17 protein-coding genes are annotated in these 14,904 nt (G+C 53.5%); 1 reads left to right on the top strand and 16 read right to left on the bottom strand.

Annotated features, from left to right (window positions below; translation table 11 throughout):
* Position 1: 1 nt before the first annotated feature.
* The 15 genes from OGX89_RS13400 to OGX89_RS13330 all read right to left on the bottom strand — a co-directional run bounded on the left by OGX89_RS13400 (position 2) and on the right by OGX89_RS13330 (position 12,967).
* Positions 2-586, bottom strand: a complete 585-nt coding sequence (locus OGX89_RS13400) for a DUF3261 domain-containing protein (RefSeq protein WP_126956425.1) — start codon at positions 584-586, stop codon at positions 2-4.
* Positions 583-2,901, bottom strand: a complete 2,319-nt coding sequence (locus OGX89_RS13395) for an MMPL family transporter (RefSeq protein ID WP_126956423.1) — start codon at positions 2,899-2,901, stop codon at positions 583-585. The genes OGX89_RS13400 and OGX89_RS13395 overlap by 4 nt, the downstream gene beginning before the upstream one ends.
* Complete coding sequence (locus OGX89_RS13390; RefSeq protein WP_126956421.1) at positions 2,870-3,475, bottom strand: LolA family protein; 606 nt, start codon at positions 3,473-3,475, stop codon at positions 2,870-2,872. Before OGX89_RS13390 ends, OGX89_RS13395 begins: the two co-directional genes overlap by 32 nt.
* Complete coding sequence (locus OGX89_RS13385) at positions 3,472-3,894, bottom strand: acyl-CoA thioesterase (RefSeq protein ID WP_003827529.1); 423 nt, start codon at positions 3,892-3,894, stop codon at positions 3,472-3,474. The genes OGX89_RS13390 and OGX89_RS13385 overlap by 4 nt, the downstream gene beginning before the upstream one ends.
* Positions 3,895-3,897: 3 nt before the next feature.
* Positions 3,898-5,589: a glycosyltransferase family 2 protein gene (locus OGX89_RS13380; protein WP_126956419.1), complete on the bottom strand. Its 1,692-nt coding sequence runs from the start codon at positions 5,587-5,589 to the stop codon at positions 3,898-3,900.
* Positions 5,580-5,933, bottom strand: a complete 354-nt coding sequence (locus OGX89_RS13375; RefSeq protein ID WP_003827533.1) for an ApeI family dehydratase — start codon at positions 5,931-5,933, stop codon at positions 5,580-5,582. The genes OGX89_RS13380 and OGX89_RS13375 overlap by 10 nt, the downstream gene beginning before the upstream one ends.
* Positions 5,920-7,281 carry an AMP-binding protein gene (locus tag OGX89_RS13370; RefSeq protein ID WP_126956417.1) on the bottom strand — a complete coding sequence of 454 codons (1,362 nt, stop codon included), beginning with the start codon at positions 7,279-7,281 and terminating at the stop codon, positions 5,920-5,922. Before OGX89_RS13370 ends, OGX89_RS13375 begins: the two co-directional genes overlap by 14 nt.
* Positions 7,278-7,859, bottom strand: a complete 582-nt coding sequence (locus OGX89_RS13365; protein WP_003827535.1) for a COG4648 family protein — start codon at positions 7,857-7,859, stop codon at positions 7,278-7,280. Before OGX89_RS13365 ends, OGX89_RS13370 begins: the two co-directional genes overlap by 4 nt.
* A 6-nt stretch (positions 7,860-7,865) precedes the next feature.
* On the bottom strand, positions 7,866-8,117 hold the full coding sequence (locus OGX89_RS13360) for an acyl carrier protein (RefSeq protein WP_003827536.1): 252 nt from the start codon (positions 8,115-8,117) through the stop codon (positions 7,866-7,868).
* A gap of 12 nt (positions 8,118-8,129) precedes the next feature.
* Entirely contained in the window at positions 8,130-8,387 is a 258-nt protein-coding gene (locus tag OGX89_RS13355; protein WP_003827537.1) for a phosphopantetheine-binding protein, read from the bottom strand.
* Entirely contained in the window at positions 8,368-9,183 is an 816-nt protein-coding gene (locus OGX89_RS13350; RefSeq protein WP_003827538.1) for a lysophospholipid acyltransferase family protein, read from the bottom strand. Before OGX89_RS13350 ends, OGX89_RS13355 begins: the two co-directional genes overlap by 20 nt.
* A complete protein-coding gene (locus OGX89_RS13345; RefSeq protein ID WP_003827539.1) occupies positions 9,180-9,902 on the bottom strand; it encodes a beta-ketoacyl synthase chain length factor in 723 nt (240 codons plus the stop codon). Before OGX89_RS13345 ends, OGX89_RS13350 begins: the two co-directional genes overlap by 4 nt.
* Positions 9,903-9,942: 40 nt before the next feature.
* Positions 9,943-11,004: a class I SAM-dependent methyltransferase gene (locus OGX89_RS13340; RefSeq protein ID WP_003827540.1), complete on the bottom strand. Its 1,062-nt coding sequence runs from the start codon at positions 11,002-11,004 to the stop codon at positions 9,943-9,945.
* Between the two features lie 68 nt (positions 11,005-11,072).
* A complete protein-coding gene (locus OGX89_RS13335) occupies positions 11,073-11,450 on the bottom strand; it encodes a hypothetical protein (RefSeq protein WP_122973906.1) in 378 nt (125 codons plus the stop codon).
* Positions 11,451-11,920: 470 nt separating this feature from the next.
* A complete protein-coding gene (locus OGX89_RS13330; protein ID WP_003827543.1) occupies positions 11,921-12,967 on the bottom strand; it encodes an AI-2E family transporter in 1,047 nt (348 codons plus the stop codon).
* 133 nt (positions 12,968-13,100) lie between these two features.
* Between OGX89_RS13330 and OGX89_RS13325 the strand changes: the two genes are divergently transcribed.
* Complete coding sequence (locus OGX89_RS13325; protein ID WP_003827545.1) at positions 13,101-14,318, top strand: MFS transporter; 1,218 nt, start codon at positions 13,101-13,103, stop codon at positions 14,316-14,318.
* Between the two features lie 3 nt (positions 14,319-14,321).
* Here the strand turns inward: OGX89_RS13325 and OGX89_RS13320 are convergent, their stop codons facing one another.
* On the bottom strand, positions 14,322-14,879 hold the full coding sequence (locus tag OGX89_RS13320; protein ID WP_126956415.1) for a DcrB family lipoprotein: 558 nt from the start codon (positions 14,877-14,879) through the stop codon (positions 14,322-14,324).
* Positions 14,880-14,904 lie beyond the last annotated feature (25 nt).

Genomic DNA, 14,904 nt, shown 5'->3' with positions numbered 1-14,904 from the left:
CTCAGTCACCCAGGTATTGAATGGTGATGTGGTATTTAAAAACGTGCTGTTCAATGCTGATCGGTTCGCGTTTTCCTTTTCGATTCAGATACGTGATTTCCGTGACCACTTTGCCGCGGGCATTGCGCAGCTCACGCGTGTCACCCGTATCGACGAGCGTCCAGCCTGTGGGTAATTGCGGTTGCCAGGCGCTAATCGGCCAGTGACTGAGCATCACGTCAGCCAGCACCTGGCTGGCTGGCGGCAATTGTGGAACGATGATCGATTGCTCGGTGTGCAGTCCTTTTTCATCGTAAGTCGCGAGGAACAGGCGAATGCCGACTGATGACAGCCCGGCAAGTGTGATTTTCTTGTCATCAGCATTGAGCATGACCAACAGTGACTGAGTTTTGCCGTTGAAACTTCCGGTTAGTAGCTGTTGTGAATTCACCGCGGGAGAAATCCCCGGGGCAGGTAGCGTTACACGAGTCCCCGGCTCTAACCAGGCTTGCGGGCGGCCTTTCTGTTCCGGCTGCGAGTGGCTGCAACCGGCCAGCAGCAACGTGGCGACGAGCGCAGCGGTACGCCAGAATGTCTGTTTAATCATCTTCTTTTTTTCTCTTTTTTTCCTGGCATAGCCAGCGGTGACAGCAGGAAGGCGGTGAAAATACCGCTCACTAGCACAATGCCAAAACTGCTGATTGCCTGAGTGGCGCTAAAGACCAGCATGCCGAGCGTCAGGAGCGTGGTCATCATCGCCAGCGTGATAGCCAGCAGCGATGTCAGTGGCGTACCGCGTGGATTACTGAAAAACAGCGTGTAGTTAATGCCAATTCCCAGTACCAGCACCAGTGCCAGCAGCGAGAACAGGTTGAGCGCATGACCGCTCAGGGCCAGTACCGCCAGACCGCAACCTAAAGACAGCACTGAGGGGACCAGGCTAATTAAGCCCTTACGCCAGCCAAGCCGAATGACGGCGCCACAGGCAATCACCGCCAGCGCAATGCACAGCAGACCGGTCAGAATATGGCGATAAAGGGCAAACAGATTGTCAAAGCTGCTCTTACGATCCACCCACGCCACGCCGGAATATTTCGCGCTGAGCGTATTTAAAGCATCACTTTGTTTCACCCCTTCAACGGGAACCAGTACGCTGCTTTCGCCATCAGCCAGAGACAACCATAGCAAGCGCCAGCCTTCACTGGCCGGGCTGGCAAGCCAGGCATCGACGGTTACGGGCATGGCGCTAAGATCGGGGTTCACCGTTGCCAGACCGGCGTTGTTTAAGGCTTTCGTGATGGCGGGCGCGGCATCTTTTAGCAGAGACAGATCCTGCTGTTGCCGGGCGAGTGAATTCAGCGGAATGGTGCGATATCCGCTGAGTAACCCGTCTTTTTTTGCCTGTTCCAGCGCGGGGATAAAGGTTTCCAGCCGCTCCAGCGTTTGCTGAGCGGATTTGCCGTACACCACAAACCACTTCTGGTCGACGCTTTGCCCGGTCAGGGCGGTAATCGCTTTTTCCTGAGCAAGAATTTCCTGCGGCAGCGCCTGTAACTGGGAGATATCATCGTCTACGCGTAGCGTCGCCATACCTGCCAACGAGAACAACGCCAGCGCCACCGGCAGGCCAACGGATAATTTCTTATTCCGCCGCCATGCAGCAAGCCAGCGTAGCATGAGTACCATTGCCGGCACTGGGCGTACCGGCAACCGACGACACAACCACGGGTGCCAGAAAATGACCGTCAGGCAGGAGGCGCTCAGACCTACCGCCGCGAATACCGCCATCTGGCGAATACCGGGGAAGGGGGCCAGCATCATAATCAGATAAGCCGCTACGGTGGTGAGTAGAGCCAGGAGCAGGGCATTGCGCACTTTGGCAAGGCTTTGCCATGGCGATGTTTCCGCACCGTGCACCATCCGTTCGGTCAAATAGTAGAGCGTATAGTCGGCGGAAATACCGATGATGCTCATGCTCATCACCAGCGTCATCAGATGGAGCTCGCCAAAAATCAGCAGCGTGACGACGGTCCCCGCCAGCGCACCAATGCCAATCGAAATCAGGCACAGCAGCAGCGGACGCAGCGAACGAAATACAGCCACGATGAGCAGGATCACCCCGAGCACAGTGGCTATGCCGAGGGTAGAGATATCTTGTTTCGCCTGCTGGCTGGCGTAATCGCTATAGAACAGCGTCCCGCGAGACAGCAGTTGAGCCTGTGGATAGTGGGCTTTGAGCTCACTTTCCAGCGTATTCAGCGTGGTGACCAATTGATGCGTCTGTTGCATATCAAACGATGAGCCGGTCAACTCGCCATGTAACAGATACCAATAGTTGCCTTGCTCATCCTGGGTGACAAGCCAGCCGTCCATCAGGCGCAGACGCTGCCCGGTTTTGGCCATGGCCAGCTGCGAGCCTCGCATCAGCATGAAGGGATCGTTTTGTAGCTCTTTGCCACTGACGCCGGAGAATGTGGAGTAAAGTTGGGACAGGATCCACTGGGCCTGTGCTTCGCCGCCGTTTTGCAGCCGGGCGCGGGTCTCGTTATCTATCAGTCCGTTACGATGTTGCCAGAAGAATGCCCCCCAGGCCTGCTGGCTGTCGGCATCCATTGGACCTTTTACCTGGGCTAGCGCGTGCGATTTTTGCAGTAAAGCCAGCCAGTCCCGGGCTATCGCTGGGTCCGGTTGCTTACCGGGACTCACCAGCCAGACCACCTGACGGTCAAGGCGCTGCATAAATCCCTCGTTCAGATCCGGAGGTATAGCGCCCAGCGTCTGCTTTGGCAACATGGCCAGCACGCTGCTGTTAAGGCGGGCCTGAGGTAGCAACGTCAGAAAGATGCCCAGCAGAAGCAGGCAGACGACTCCCCATAACAGCGCGGGGCGTTTACTGGGCGGCAAAGCGTTGGCGTTCGTCATCGGTCAGTTGCGCTGGCGTTAGTTGGTGTTGGGAAAGCGCGATATCGGTGCGATCCCCCTGCTTATCGTTGAGATGAATGCTCTCCAGGTAAGTCTTTCCGGCTAAATCAATCGTCGCAAAAATCTTATCCAGCGGTGTGGTGATTGGCGTCAGGCGTAGCGTCCAGCGACCTTCTCCTAAGTCTGTAAACTCCACGCGGAAGTTTTGTTCCAGCACTTTACGATCCGCTTGGAATAACGCCCGTAGCAGATGATTAAACTGGAACATTTGCGGATTATTCTCAGCGGTAATGGTCTGCGGTGGTTGACCGTTAATTGCCTGAACCATCCGTTTGTCGTCCAGCAGCAGCTGCATCGGGAACGGGGAGGTTTGATCCCACAGCAACCCCTGGTCGCGGGCGATCAACATCTTGCCCTGAGATCGCAGCGGCTGCGGCAGATCCTTTATCGTCCGGGTTTGATCGAAGTGGGCGCGAACCACCGGTTGTTCGGTAAAACGCTGTTGTAGGGAGTCGAGCGTCAGGGCACTGACGAAAGGGCTGACGAGCAGCACGAGCAATGGCCATAATTTCATGGTGTCACTCCCATCCGTTCAAACAGAATATCCGGGCTGACAAAGCACAGTTCACGGCTTTTTTCGTCGACGGCGACCTGGATGGTGTAGCCTGTTGTGGCGCGTTTACCTGTTTCGGCATCAAAAATTTCGTAGCCGATACGCAGGCGATTTTCGTACTCTTTAATTTGGGCGCGTACACGGATACGCTGCTCGAAAGTCAGCGCATTGCGATACTTCACCCGAGTGTCGACCACGGGCCACAGATAGCCAGATTCTTTCATCTGCCGATAGCCATAATCGAATTGGTTCAGCAGTGCCTCACGGGCAATCTCGAAGTAACGGAAGTAGTTACCATGCCACGCTACGCCCATCATATCGACGTCGTGAAACGGAATAGTTAGCTCGACTTCAGCCGTAAAGCGGGGATCGTTAAGCACCCTTTACTCCTTGTCATTGGTATCCGGCAGTTGCCAGAAATCGAAAAAGTTAAACCAGTCGAGGGGCGACTGAAGCGCATAGTGCTCAAGGCGTTCGGCGTAGCGATCGACAGTATTCTGTAATGCCTGTTGTCGTGTGGCGCGCGGTAAGAGCAGTGGGTCGGCAAACGGTTCGCAGTAGATGTGGAGTTTCTCCTGCTGGCGCAGGGCAAAAATCAGATCTACAGGGCAGCGTAAAATAGACGCGAGAATAAACGGGCCCTGAGGGAATGGCGCGTTTTGCCCCATAAAGCGGCTCCAGCACACGCGCCACTCGCCGCCGCGTTGGGGATTGACTGCTATGCGATCGCCTACGATGGCTACCCATTCACCGCGCTCCAGTTTCTCTTTGAGCAGAATGGCAGTATCTGGACCAATACTGTTCACCGGGAGCAGATTTAATCCAGCCTGCGGGGCCATCTCTTGCATGATTTGTTTAAAGCGTTGGGCGTTATCGCTAAATACCAGCGCATTGATTGTTTTACTGCCCTGTAGCTGGGCCAGTGCCCGACAGGCCTCGACATCGCCAAGATGTGAAGCCAGTAGCAGTTTTCCCCGAGGATCGCTGATATTCAGCGTCGTTTCTGCACCTGGTGCAAAAATCACATCGCGACCGAAGTGCAGCTCACCGCGCCAGCTGGCAATCTTATCCAGCATCGCGCCGCCAAAACGCAGGAAATGCTGATAACTGGTCAGGTTTGGCGGTACTGGCATCCTCCGTGTGATCAGTTGCGCCCTTACGCGGCTAATCCAGCGTTGAGAGGCTTTTCGGGCAGTTGAAGCGCTGAGCCAGTATACGCCGACGACAGGATACAGCAGCAGGGAGAAGGCTTTGCGACCCAGTACACGCCAGACCAGTAGCATCAGGCGCATTCCCCACAACCCTTTGACTTCCTGTTGCTGCGCCCAGTGTGTCGATGAACGACGACAAAGCAGGGAGGGGATGCGTGGCAACATGCCAAAGAACAGGCGAGTGTGCATCAATGAAATGTGCAGATTGTCTTTAAGCGCGTCGAAATGGGATAGCCCGTCCTGCGGATAGGTGACTCGCGTGGGGATAAAATAGCTGGTGTTGCCTTGCCAGTAGAGGCGCACCATCACTTCAGTATCAAAATCCATCCGTTTGCCGAGCGTTACGCGCTGTGCCAGTTGCAGCGTAGGGGCCACCGGATATACCCGGAAGCCGCACATACTGTCTTTGAGTTGCAACGAGAGCGTTTCTATCCACACCCAGATATGGGTTACCCAACGACCGTACAGGCGCGAGCGAGGAACCGAATCATCGTAAATCGGTTGTCCGGAAATCAGTGCTGTCGGATGTTCTTTTGCCAATGCAAGCAGCCTGGGAATATCTTCAATGGCATGTTGCCCGTCGGCATCGACCTGCACGGCATGACTGAACCCGGCATCTGCCGCCGTCTGCATTCCGCGAATAACCGCTGCGCCTTTGCCTGCGTTAATGGGCAGGCGAATTAACGTCAGATTGCTGTATTCTGCCGCCAGGCGTGCCAGTTCATCTCGTGTAGTCCCGTCGCTGCCATCGTCCACCACAATGCAGGGGAGATTGAACGGCCGAAGACGATCCAACACGTCTGACATCATCGCGCCGTGGTTGTAGCAGGGGATCAACACGCACGGGGAAAAGGTCAGCGGCATAACCGAATCTTCCCGCTGCTGGCGGTATGGCGCACGTCACCGTCGTGGCGCTGGTAGCTAAAAGAGAGCATCTGACGCGCTTCCTGCCAGCTCAGACTCAGGGTGACAGTGGCCTCTGGCAATAGCGGTGACTGGAACTTCACGTTTTGAATACTGTGAAAACGCCAGCCTGGGACCAGCAGCGTGGTGGCGTAATCCATCGCCCAGTTCAGCTGTGCAACGCCCGGCAGCAGTGGCTGCACGCTAAAATGCCCGCTGAACCAAAACAGAGACGGGTCGAGTTGTAAAACAATCTCAGCCTGATGAGGCAGTGCCTGATGGCGCTCGATTTCATGGGGTTTCATGAAATAACTCCTGTAATTGCGCATAGACACGCTTGTTCATACTGTTGACCGGAATCTCATCAATCACCCGCCAGTAGCGGGGAACCGCGACAGGCTCCAGCCAGGGCAGCAGCGAACGTCGCCAGGTCAGTTCTTGCGGTTTACCACCGCACTCAAGCCAGCGTTGCCGGGCTTCGTCATTCAGTACCAGCAGGACGCCAACGCCCTGACGTCCTCCACGTGAGACCGGCAATGCCGCGACTTCACAGATACCATCCAGTGCCAGTAAACGTTGCTCCACTTCGCTGAGTGAAATGCGTTTCTCTTCAATTTTGACCACCCGCCCGCGTCTGCCCATCAGGCGGAACTGTCCGTTTTCGATAAACTGCAGAACATCATCGAGTAACAGGCCATCATCAGCGTTAATTAGCGGTGAAAACACACGAAATGCGTCGTCTTCTGGCTGGAATCTGACGCCGGGAAAAGGCAGCCATGCCACATCATCCTGATGGCGATAGCGCCACGCAAGGATCCCGGTTTCAGTGCTGCCGTAGATCTCATCGGGCCAGACATTAAGCCAGTCAGCAGCCTGCGTGACGTCCTGCCAGGGCAGCATACCGCCCGCAGACAGAATCAGTTCTACCGGCGGCGGTGTCAGGTTGTGGTCGAGGCGTTTCAGAAACGCCGGGCTGCTGATAAACGCATACCGATGCTCAGCGCTCAGTGCCGCCAGTTGTTCGGCATACCAAAGCATCGCCGCGTGCAGCGGCAGGCCTAAGGCCATCGGCAAAAATATACGGAACGTCAGGCCATACAGGTGTTGCGGTACCACTGACGCGACCACCCGGCAACCTGCCAGACGATCGGCAAAGCGTGTAGCGAGCAATGCCGCTTCGCTATCCAGACGAGCGATCGGTTTGATCACGCGTTTCGGCTGGCCGGTCGAACCGGAAGTGAATAGCTCCACAAAGGCGTCACTGCGTATTGCCGGGAACGTGATGTCGTGAGCCACGGATGTCATGTCGGAGCTGACCACCCGCAGCGTTCCCTGCCAGTCCATCGCTTTATCGCTCAGTACGCCGTCAAACAGCAAGTGCTGCTCGTTTAACAACGAAACGCGACAATGTCCTGGGATCACCGGTGTTTTGCCGGCATGGAGTGTTGCCAGCAGTGCGACGATGAATAAATAGCTGTTCTCGAAGCACAATGCCCAGCGTTCACCTTCCTGCTGTCGCAGATATGCTATCAAATGGGCCACATCATGGCGCAGATGGCCAAGCGTCCAGGTATGCTCTTCCTGCCACGCAACAGGAACGTCGTCCGGACGTGGGGCACAGAGCCATTGAGCGAGTGTGAGGGGCTGCTTCATTGGGTATCTCGTTTTATCACCAGTTGGCGAATTAACCACTCGCCTACCATCAATGTTCCCATTAGCAGATAGGAAACCATGCCGTTCCAGGTGGTCCACAGGGTCATATCGCCATTCAGTGCGGTAAAGAGCGCAACGCTGCCATTGATGATGAAAAAGGCGCACCAGATTTGTGTCACACGGCGCGTGTAGCGCACGCCCGCATCGGGCAGATTTGGGTCGCGCAGTCGTGCCAGACGTTCAACAATGGGCATTGCTGACCATAACGATCCACCAAAAACCGACAGCATAACGGCGTTTACCACTACCGGATAAAACAGCAGCAGCTGGTGCGTTTTGAGCAGATAACTGGCAATGCACAAGGTTATACCCGCGACCGCCACTACCTGTGTCACGACGCGCAGCGGCCCCGCCTGTCGCCGGGTCTGGCGAAAGCGTAAAAAAAGGAGTAGCGCCATCAACGGTAGCAACCAGTGCAGACTGTTATGCGCCAGGCCAAACCAGATCAAAAACGGCCAGGCCAGCAACAGTAGACCTGTCAGCAGTTGTACGACTGGCAACGAGCGTGTGCCCGACACGGAGAATTACGCTTCTTTGAGAAGGCGTTCTACCGCATCGACGACATCTTGTACGGTGCGTACTGCTTTGAACTCTTCCGGCTTGATTTTCTTACCGGTTTTCTTTTGCAGATGCACGATCATGTCGACGGCATCGATGCTATCGAGTTCCAAATCTTCGTACAGGCGCGCCTCAGGCTTGATATCTTGCGGATCAACTTCAAACAGCTTGACCAGCAGCGAGGAAACTTCAGCGTAAATGGCTTTTTGTTCGGTCATAACGGACTATCCTCAGGCACGTTGCGCGTGAATGAAAGATGCCAGCGTGGCGACGGAGAAGAAGTGCTGACGCATTTCTTCGCTCTCTGCTGAGAGGATCACGCCATACTCGTTTTTCACCGCCAGACCCAGCTCCAGGGCATCGATTGAGTCCAGACCTAAGCCATCGCCAAAGAGTGCCGCTTCGGTTTCAATATCATCAGCTGTCAGTTCGTCGAGATTCAATGTCGTTATAATGAGATTTTTGATTTCAAGATAAAGCGCTTGCATCATTAATTCCTGAAAGAGGTAAAGTACCTGGTTGTAATTGAAGCAAAAGATGCCGGTTCAACTGCCTTGCGGCCAGCGCCGGTTCTTGTGAGTTTGCGTCGTAAAATTGGTCGATCTTAACCCGTTCGTGTACTGAAATGGTAAACATCGGTTTTACAGATGGGACGTTGTACCATTGGCTTTCTTTATCCAGCATTTGTTCGCTGCAGTTAATAGTCACTATGCGTAAATCACTGCTGCAGCGCACGGCGATATTTGCTGCACCACGCTGTAACGTCATTGCTTCTCCGGGGCGTGTACGGGTTCCCTCGGGGAAAATTAAAATGGTATCGCCTTGCTCAAGACGTTGCTGGCAAGCGGGCAATAGCGCATCAGCCTGGCTGTTAATCAGATAATCTGCGGCCCGGACTACGCCGCCGAGAAAAGGATTTTTTAGTAGTGCACTTTTCACCAGACAGTCGGTTTCTGGCATGACCGAGGCCAGTAGGACATAGTCGATGAGCGTCGGGTGGTTGGCGACGACAAGACACCCTTGTTCGTTGCGTAAAATGTCTCGTCCTTCAATTTGGTAATCCAGCACGCCTAGCCGCTTCGCCACGGTTAAGAAGAGACGAAAACTGGCAGCGATACTGCGTCTGGCGATACGCCGACGTCGGGCTTTATCCCATACCGCGATCAGCAGGACGTTAAACCAAATCGTAGACAGGAGGAGCCCGCCGAGGCCAAACAGGGCAAAGCAAAAACCGGTCATCACCAGTCGCCATACCCGGTTAAGCCGCAGGATCATCGTGCTCATCCCTGACTCCACTGCCACTGTACGCGTTCGCCAGGCAGGGTAAACGCCCTGGCATCTTGTAAGTAATGTTGTAAAAACAACAGGCTTTGCGGCAATGTTGTCTCGCTCTGTGCGCTGTGTGGACGGGTTTCACATTGCCAGCTATCACCGGATTCAATAACCAGCGCGACGGCAAACGGCCATGTTGGCATGTCTGGTGGTAACTGTGGGTGATAAAACTCGGGCAGAAAACCGTCGAAATCGACCATCAATACGCGCTGATATCCCGCCTGCAACAGCCCGATGACTTCGCATAACCCCTGCTGGAATGTATCCCTGCCAGCAGAAAGCGAGGAGGAGACAATCGGTTTTTTCGCGGCGATGGTCAGGTTACCCACAGCAGAGTTATGGACAGAGAGGGCGAAATCGGTCGGTGAGAGCGCCTGCTCAGTCGCGAGAGCGTGCAGGATCCTGTAGTTACGCTCCAGTTCACCATGGCGGCTGGTATACAAAACGGCATTGATATCATGACGACGTAACATCGCCAGACCGCAATCGACGGCCAGTTTGCTGCCGGAACTGAGGCGGCGAGCTGTCATCATCGGTAACTCATTGAGCTTAGCCAACGGCGCGGTGGGATCGATGGCGTGCGAAAGCCGTGACCATTCATGCCACTGTTCTGTTTCGCTTAACCCAGGCGCCCTGGCCTGCCAGTCGATAATATTGAAAGCAAATTTCATCAACGCGTATCCGCGGTAAATCGGTTGTTCCGATTGTTTCTTATTTTTTCTTCTGACATATCAATAAAGTATGCCCAACACCTAAGTTATCGTGGCGTTCATCTACCTGAAAACCTGCCTGATTCAGATAGTGATAAAACTTCTCTACGCTGTAGAAACGGCTGTTGCCATTCGCCATACAGGTAAAATAAAGCGAAGACGCATTCAGGCTAAATGAGGCAGCCTCAAATTTTTGGGCATCCCAAAACAGCTCCATAATGCACAGCTTCGCGCCTGGCTTCATCACCCGAGCAACGTTGCTTAGCATAGCGATAATTTGTTCCGGGGAAAAACAGTCCAGGAATTGACTCATCCACCAGATATCAGCGCCGTCAGGTAAAGGCGAGTCGCTAAGCATATCCACAGCATGGAAATTTATGCGATGAGATAATCCTGCATTTTCTATATTTTCGCGGGCAAGTGCAATTTGTTGCGGCAAATCTAAGAGGGTGACTGTAATATTGTCATCATGCTGACAACAACGTAATGCCCATTTTCCGGTATTTCCGCCGACATCGTACAGGGTTGCAGGGGCGCTGGCGAATACATATGGCAATGCGGCATCAAATGCGCCATCTGAATAGTAATGATCAAAAGCAAACCAACTTTCACGCGCAGCCAGCGGTAATTGTGATAGCGCAGGATAGATTGTTGGCCAGTCGCCAAAAATTTTTAGTCCCGCGGGTTTTCCATCTTTCAACGCATTTTCAAGATAGAACAATCCTTGGTAGCAAACATCCTGAGTGAAGTCCATATTCACGCGCGTCATCGTGTCATGTAAAAGAAAATGACCGACTTTAGCGAGGTAATAATATCCTTCTTTGTGGGTAATGATTCGCCCACTTAACCCCATATCCAACAGGATGCTGGCGGCATATTCGTTGATGGTGCTGTTTTCGGTAATTTCGTCGAGCGTGGCGCCGCGTTTACCTTGCTTGTCTAGCCAGGTGAGTACTCCCGCATTTCGCAGACACAACGCGGTTTGAAAAAGCATAGGGGCAAAGGCGATACGTTGTGCTTCAGTAATGGCATCCAGTGCGCTAAGCGAATCCTGTTCGTACATGTGGGGACAACCTGTTAAATGGCAGATAATAAGAGTATCGGGCCTTTTCGGCCCGACTTTAGTCATAATTACAGATTGGCACCGGCTGACAGATTAAGCTGGATGTCTTTATCCAGATTGCGTACCCAGCGGTTATAGTTTTTGTGAATTTTTCCACCAGAGGCCTGCAGGTTGAGGCTGCTGTCGTATTTGATGTCATAGCTGGTGGCGGTATAAGTGATACGGACTTCAGCCACATGATCGCGGGTTTGTTGGCGAGCTTTAATAACACCTGGTCCGGCTTCAGACATGACCCATTGGCGTTGAATACCGGCTTTAAGGATCGCGGTTTTAACCTGGTCCTGAGTATGTCCCGCGCTCACACTGGTATGAACTTGATCAATCGGCGCAGTACGTGCGCAACCCGCCAGAGCACCGACAACGGCAATGGCCGCAAACCACTTAATATAATGTTTCATTAAAGCTCCCTATCAAAGTACCGTTTATACGTGTTAAATAATAAACTCCGAAATCATGGGCACCTTGTATTGCCTATGATTATATTTAAGCTAAATTAGCATTTTATTTCATATGATTGGTAGCAAGGTAATGAGATGACCGGATAGTAATACCCCAGGACTTTCTTCAACGGAAATTTTTCAGCATCATCATTGGCGAGAAGTATAGATTTTTAGAGAAAATGTATCAAATAAAATAACCTTTAAAGATAAGTAGATAGTTTACGTTAAATGCTTTGGGGGGATTCATTTTTTTTATGCGTTTTGGCAAAGAAACCATCATCTTGGCTTATGTATTTTCTTTATAAAGAATGAAATCCCTTTCACTCTTTATTTAAGATAAGCTTCTATATATAACTACGTTGGCGTCATTTTAACGGTCATATAAAAATATAAAAACTACCTCGGTTGGTAGTTTTTCAGGGAAGCCGACTTTTGGGCCTGCCTGGCCCCAGCAAAATGGCCAGTTTGCTGCCGCCTGTGGTCGTTTCCATCCAGATTTTACATACGCTGGTTAACGGCACGGAGAGCAACATGCCGACCGGACCGAGCAGCCATCCCCATACCAACAGAGAGAGGAAGACGATTAGCGTCGATAATCCCAGCCGATGCCCCATCATTCGGGGTTCGAGAATGTTGCCAATCACCATATGCACCACCAGAAACAGTGCGCCAACCAGCACGCATTCGTAAATGCCATTAAATAGCAGTGCCTGGATCATGGGCGGGACGGCGGAAATGACCGAGCCAATGTTGGGCACGTAGTTCAACAGGAATGCCAGTACACCCCACATCAGAGCAAACTGAATCCCCATCAGTGCCAGTCCCAGCCAGATTATGGCACCGGTCCATAAGCTGAGCAGCGTTTTCAGCGCCAGATAGTGTGACACGCCCTTCAGCGCCCGATGTAGCCCCGCAATGTGGATTTGCGGATTATTCAACGCAAAACGCATCTTATAGGGGACATGACGCACCTCAAACAGCATAAAAACTACCGTCATCACCAGCAGAAAGACGCTGGCCATGGCACCAGAAAGACTCGTCATCAGCGTGGTTGTGAAGGTCATCAGCTTGTCAGAGTCCATGCGTTGCAGCATGCGCTCCGGGGACATATGCAGATTCAGAAAAGGCACCATCTCTTGCAAATACAGAACCTTGCGCGTTAGCTCCTTATTGTATTTTGGCAGCAGGTCCATAAATTCAGTGATTGATGACGCCAGCACGCCAACCAACGCCGTAAGAACGATCAGCATCACCACCACGACTAAGGTAATAGCGATTGGGCGACCGACTCCCCGGCGGATAAACCAGGTGACAAGTGGATTCAATACAATGGCAAAAAAGAGGGCCAGCAGCAGCTGCACAATGATATCCGCCGCAGCATGGATACCTGCGAGGATCACCACCAGAGCGGCCAGTTTGAGCAAAATGTGCAAACCCGTTTTATCGGGCTGGGTGGTTATCATGTCTTCTTCCTGTTTGCGTTTTTGCATTAAGTGTAGCGGCTGGCTTGCGACTGATATTCCTAAACTGGCTACTGATTTCTGCTCTGCAACATGGTAGAAATGAAACACTGTTGTGAAAACGTGGTGACCCTCCATGCCCGAACCCGTCGCTGAACCGACGCTTAGCGGTTTACGCCTGAACCTGCGTATTGTTTCTGTGGTGATGTTTAACTTCGCCAGCTACCTGACCATCGGCCTGCCGCTCGCGGTGTTGCCTGGCTACGTCCATGATGTAATGGGATTTAGCGCTTTCTGGGCTGGGCTGGTCATCAGCCTGCAATATTTCGCTACGCTGCTGAGCCGTCCGCATGCCGGTCGCTATGCCGATCTGCTGGGGCCAAAGAAAATTGTGGTATTTGGGCTGTGCGGCTGCTTTTTAAGTGGCCTGGGCTATTTACTGGCGGGATCAACGAACGGCTGGCCGTTGGCCAGTTTGCTGCTGCTATGTCTGGGGCGCGTGATTCTCGGGATCGGGCAAAGCTTTGCCGGGACCGGCTCTACGCTGTGGGGCGTGGGGGTGGTTGGCTCAATGCACATCGGACGGGTGATTTCCTGGAATGGCATCGTGACCTATGGCGCGATGGCGATAGGCGCGCCGCTGGGTGTTCTGTTTTATGCCTGGGGTGGCTTACAGGGGCTGGCGCTGACCGTGATGGGCGTGGCGCTGTTGGCAATCCTGCTGGCGCTCCCTCGTCCGGCGGTGAAGGCCAGCAAAGGCAAACCGTTGCCATTTCGCGCGGTGCTTGGGCGCGTCTGGTTGTACGGCATGGCGCTGGCCCTGGCCTCCGCTGGATTTGGGGTAATCGCTACCTTCATTACCTTGTTCTATGATGCCAAAGGCTGGGATGGCGCCGCATTCGCGCTGACGCTTTTTAGCTGCACGTTTGTCGGTACTCGTTTGTTGTTCCCAAATGGTATCAACCGCTTAGGCGGGCTGAATGTGGCGATGATCTGCTTTAGCGTCGAGATTGTCGGGCTGTTACTGGTCGGGATGGCTTCGATGCCGTGGATGGCGAAAATCGGCGTTCTGCTGGCCGGGGCTGGGTTCTCACTGGTTTTCCCGGCGCTGGGCGTGGTGGCGGTAAAAGCCGTTCCTCAGCAAAATCAGGGCGCTGCGCTGGCGACCTACACGGTGTTTATGGATTTATCGCTGGGGGTTACCGGGCCGCTGGCCGGGCTGGTCATGACGTGGGCGGGTGTGCCGGTTATCTATCTGGCGGCGGCAGGGCTGGTAGCGGTGGCATTATTGCTGACCTGGCGGTTAAAAAAACGGCCTCAGGTGGTGTCACCGGAGGCCGCGTCATCGTCTTAACCGTTACTGGATAACCAGCGTGTTAATGATGTTTTCTGCGGTAGTCTGCGCTTTTTGCTGATCGTCAGCAGGCAGCGTGATTTGCAGCGTCAGCAGTTGGTTGTCCACTTTACCCAACACCACGGAAGAGTATGCGGTCTGGCCTTTGGCCGAGATGATGCTGTCTAACTGCTGCAGCGTGTGGCCTTTCAACTCAATAGATTTATTGGTGACGACCTGCAGCTGAGGGTCACGGCTACGCTGCTGATCTTCCAGACGTTTTGCCAGCACAGCCAGATCTTCGTTGGTGTTGTCGCCAACAATCACAATCACCGCTTTCTGGCCGGTTGCGTCAGAATATACGTGCATATTGTTCGCCTGGGTGCCCAGCTTGCCGCTCTGATCGGTCATATCAGCTGGCAGGGAAAAACTGAGTTTGCCGTCCAGCAGGCTGACCGGTTGTCCGGTGGCGTTACTTTCTGCGGCAGCACCCTCGGCTGGCGCTTTTGTCTCGCTATTATCACAGGCCGCAAGCCCCATAACCAGCAGGCCAATACCGACATATTTAACCAGATTGCGCATTGACTTCTTCCTTTCGATAAACGGC

Source organism: Citrobacter sp. Cpo103 (genome assembly GCF_030332605.1).
Lineage (GTDB): Bacteria > Pseudomonadota > Gammaproteobacteria > Enterobacterales > Enterobacteriaceae > Citrobacter > Citrobacter portucalensis.
This window is presented reverse-complemented; position numbering and strand designations above follow the sequence as displayed.

What these genes read in the sequence shown, in the direction of transcription:
- OGX89_RS13340 (WP_003827540.1), bottom strand. Translation starts at nt 11,004, where the DNA reads ATGTACGAACAGGATTCGCTTAGCGCACTGGATGCCATTACTGAAGCA.
- OGX89_RS13400 (WP_126956425.1), bottom strand. Translation starts at nt 586, where the DNA reads ATGATTAAACAGACATTCTGGCGTACCGCTGCGCTCGTCGCCACGTTG.
- OGX89_RS13345 (WP_003827539.1), bottom strand. Translation starts at nt 9,902, where the DNA reads ATGAAATTTGCTTTCAATATTATCGACTGGCAGGCCAGGGCGCCTGGG.
- OGX89_RS13330 (WP_003827543.1), bottom strand. Translation starts at nt 12,967, where the DNA reads ATGATAACCACCCAGCCCGATAAAACGGGTTTGCACATTTTGCTCAAA.
- OGX89_RS13350 (WP_003827538.1), bottom strand. Translation starts at nt 9,183, where the DNA reads ATGAGCACGATGATCCTGCGGCTTAACCGGGTATGGCGACTGGTGATG.
- OGX89_RS13370 (WP_126956417.1), bottom strand. Translation starts at nt 7,281, where the DNA reads ATGAAGCAGCCCCTCACACTCGCTCAATGGCTCTGTGCCCCACGTCCG.
- OGX89_RS13375 (WP_003827533.1), bottom strand. Translation starts at nt 5,933, where the DNA reads ATGAAACCCCATGAAATCGAGCGCCATCAGGCACTGCCTCATCAGGCT.
- OGX89_RS13360 (WP_003827536.1), bottom strand. Translation starts at nt 8,117, where the DNA reads ATGACCGAACAAAAAGCCATTTACGCTGAAGTTTCCTCGCTGCTGGTC.
- OGX89_RS13320 (WP_126956415.1), bottom strand. Translation starts at nt 14,879, where the DNA reads ATGCGCAATCTGGTTAAATATGTCGGTATTGGCCTGCTGGTTATGGGG.
- OGX89_RS13325 (WP_003827545.1), top strand. Translation starts at nt 13,101, where the DNA reads ATGCCCGAACCCGTCGCTGAACCGACGCTTAGCGGTTTACGCCTGAAC.
- OGX89_RS13395 (WP_126956423.1), bottom strand. Translation starts at nt 2,901, where the DNA reads ATGACGAACGCCAACGCTTTGCCGCCCAGTAAACGCCCCGCGCTGTTA.
- OGX89_RS13355 (WP_003827537.1), bottom strand. Translation starts at nt 8,387, where the DNA reads ATGCAAGCGCTTTATCTTGAAATCAAAAATCTCATTATAACGACATTG.
- OGX89_RS13380 (WP_126956419.1), bottom strand. Translation starts at nt 5,589, where the DNA reads ATGCCGCTGACCTTTTCCCCGTGCGTGTTGATCCCCTGCTACAACCAC.
- OGX89_RS13390 (WP_126956421.1), bottom strand. Translation starts at nt 3,475, where the DNA reads ATGAAATTATGGCCATTGCTCGTGCTGCTCGTCAGCCCTTTCGTCAGT.